General features: G+C 62.3%; 4 protein-coding genes. 3 read left to right on the top strand and 1 reads right to left on the bottom strand.

The genetic code is table 11. The features are described 5' to 3' along the window. Positions 1-136 precede the first annotated feature (136 nt). Both VFW93_RS07200 and VFW93_RS07195 read left to right on the top strand, forming a co-directional pair. Entirely contained in the window at positions 137-805 is a 669-nt protein-coding gene (locus VFW93_RS07200; protein WP_329693311.1) for an SOS response-associated peptidase, read from the top strand. Further along, the gene (locus VFW93_RS07195) at positions 802-1,512 is read left to right on the top strand and encodes a hypothetical protein (protein ID WP_329693310.1); all 711 of its coding nucleotides are present in this window, start codon (positions 802-804) and stop codon (positions 1,510-1,512) included. The genes VFW93_RS07200 and VFW93_RS07195 overlap by 4 nt, the downstream gene beginning before the upstream one ends. Before the next feature lie 26 nt (positions 1,513-1,538). Here VFW93_RS07195 and VFW93_RS07190 read toward each other — a convergent pair whose 3' ends face one another. After that, complete coding sequence (locus VFW93_RS07190; RefSeq protein WP_329693309.1) at positions 1,539-1,904, bottom strand: helix-turn-helix domain-containing protein; 366 nt, start codon at positions 1,902-1,904, stop codon at positions 1,539-1,541. On the opposite strand from VFW93_RS07190, the gene VFW93_RS07185 reads away from it, so the two are divergent. Next, a partial coding sequence (locus tag VFW93_RS07185; RefSeq protein ID WP_329693308.1) for a winged helix-turn-helix domain-containing protein occupies positions 1,903-2,604 on the top strand: 702 nt, incomplete at its 3' end. The two genes, VFW93_RS07190 and VFW93_RS07185, sit on opposite strands and share 2 nt — an antisense overlap.

Below are 2,604 nucleotides of genomic sequence, written 5' to 3'. Positions count from 1 at the left end.
GAACAGCTCTGCTCAACCCATCAAGAAGGAGTCAAAACCCAAGAAGTTATCCACACCGTGAGCCCCTCAGGGCTCTATCCAGGGTGGGTCAATATTGGATGGAAACGGTGGGTCAGAATTCGGTGGACATTAACAGCTGTGCTCCAACTACGACTCGGTGACCAAGACGGAGCGACTCAAGCTGCACTTCGGAGTCGATGCGCCGCCAGGCATCAAGAGCCAGGTCTGGCCGCTGTACCACGCGCCATTCATCCGGCGCCACCCGCACCACGACGTGGGCGATGAGGCTGTGCCGCCGCGCGAGGCCCTGGCTGGCCTGTTTGGGCTGATCCCGCACTGGGCCGGTGAGATCGCCTTTGGCAAACGCACCTACAACGCCCGATCAGAGACGGTCGCGGAGAAACCCAGCTTTCGGGATGCCTGGCGGCTGGGGCAGCACTGCATCGTACCGGTGGAGAACGTCTACGAGCCCGACTGGCGCAGCGGCAAGGCCGTGCCCACCCGCATCCAGCGCCGGGACAACAAACCCATGGGTATTGCCGGCCTGTGGGCGGTCAACCGCAAGGCCACGGGTGAAGAGGTGCTGAGCTTCACCATGCTGACCATCAACGCCGACAGCCACCCGCTCTTCAACCAGTTCCATAGGCCTGAAGATGAAAAGCGCATGGTGGTGATCTTGCGCGAGGACCAGTACGACGAGTGGCTGGATGCCCCGGCAGCGCGTTCCATGGACTTCATGCAGTCGTACCCTGATCAGCTGTTGATGGCCACGCCAGAGCCTGATCGGGGGCGCAGGAAGGCGTGACAGACCCATCGACATCACCGCGCATCACCCGCAAGCACCTGACGCGGCTGCGGGAGATCTACCGCTCCTCGGGCTGGCCGTGCCGCGACCCGCTGGAAGTGGATCTGCTCGTGGGCGGATCGGTGCAGGCCGAACGGGATGACCAGGGGCGGGAAACGCTGCACCTGACGCCTGCCGGGTTGCAGGCGCTGGCCAACGCCCACGCCACCAACCGGGCCAACCGAAGCGCCCACGATGAGCTGGTGATGCAGGTGGCCCAGCGCATGCAGCAGGAGGGGCGAATTGCCTGGACACAGTTGGCATTGCGGGCGCAGGTGGACGGAGCCTGGACCCAGGCCATCCCCGATGTGTTCAGCATCCGCCACACCACCGTGGAGGCGTACTTGGAACCGGTGGTGCATGAGATCAAGGTCAGCCGGGCCGACCTGCTGGGTGACCTGAAGCGACCGGAAAAGCGGGCGGCCTACCTGGCGATGGCGTCGCAGGTGTACTACGTCCTGGGGCGCAATGCGAAGGGGCAGTCTATCGCTGACGCCGACGAAGTACCGACCGAATGTGGGGTAATGGTGGCCACCAGCAGCGGCTTGGAACTCGTTCGGGTGGCGCCCAAGCAGCCGTTCACCGGCTTGCGGTTCGATGTGTGGATGGCATTGGCCAAGACGGCGGCGCTGTCCCCAAGCGATGACGGCGCCCAAATGGCACTTTGAACGACCGTGAGGTTGTCGCGACGCGTTCAGGTCGCCTTGCCTTGCGCTTTGACCAAGGTTTTCACGAGCTCCAATGCCAAGCGTTGGTACTCCGGATTCAGCGACCGGAAGTATTTGCGCATTTGCATCGCTTCACGCGCCATGTCTTCGGGCCTGACCAACGAATGGTCGTCGTCACCGGCCAGGCGCTTGCCCTCGGCCAGGGCGTACATCGCAGCAACCGAAGTACCCAGCGCCTTGGCGATCGACTGCAGCCCCTCTTCAGTTGGCTGCTGGATCCCCCGCTCGATCCGTGACAGATTGCTGGCATCCGTGGCTGCGTCAAACGCCAGGGACTCCAGGCTCAGGTCCCTCTCCTTGCGCAACACCCGTATGACTTTGCCAATCTGCATGGGCGCGGATTCTCAAAAGAACCCGTCGATTGCACAAAGCACGATGCGCAAATTGCCATCTACAATTTGCCAATTACGCAAATTATGTAACTCCATGCCCGCCCCGCCAACCAGCACAGTCTTGACCGGAGCAGCGCTGTACGTGCCCAAGATCGTGGCGGTGCTGCGCGAGCTCGGTGGCAAGGCCAAGACCGGCATCGTGCGCGCGACCATCGTCGACCAGATGAGCGCCAGCGGCGAAGAGATCGACGAAACAGAAGTCTCCGGGGAGCCCAAGTACCAGAACGACATGCGCTTTGCACGACTTCACCTGGTCAACGCTGGCATGCTCGAGACGAAAGACATTTCGGGTCATGGCGTGTGGCAGTTGTCTCCTGCAGGCTGGGAAATGCCACTGGACAGTGCCACGGCCGCAGCCATCTGCGGCAAGAACACAACAGGACATGTCCTTCAAGCGCAATTGCTGGAGCCAGTTCAGGACGAGCTGCCTGGGGTCGGTCTGGGCGATTTGGAGCTGCAGAACATCCTGCTGTCACTCTCCGACATCGGGTTTGAGCGGCTGTGCGCAGCCATCATGGCGGCCAACAACGCCGAATCGATCGCGGTGACGGGTGGTGCCAACGATGGAGGCATCGACGGCATGGCCACCTTTGCCGTGGACGACCTGGCACTGGTGTCGTTTCGGATCGCGTGGCAGTGC

Source organism: Aquabacterium sp. (assembly GCF_036279675.1).
Lineage (GTDB): Bacteria > Pseudomonadota > Gammaproteobacteria > Burkholderiales > Burkholderiaceae_C > Aquabacterium.
Note: the sequence above shows the minus strand (reverse complement) of the source record. Positions and strands in the feature narration are given on the sequence as shown.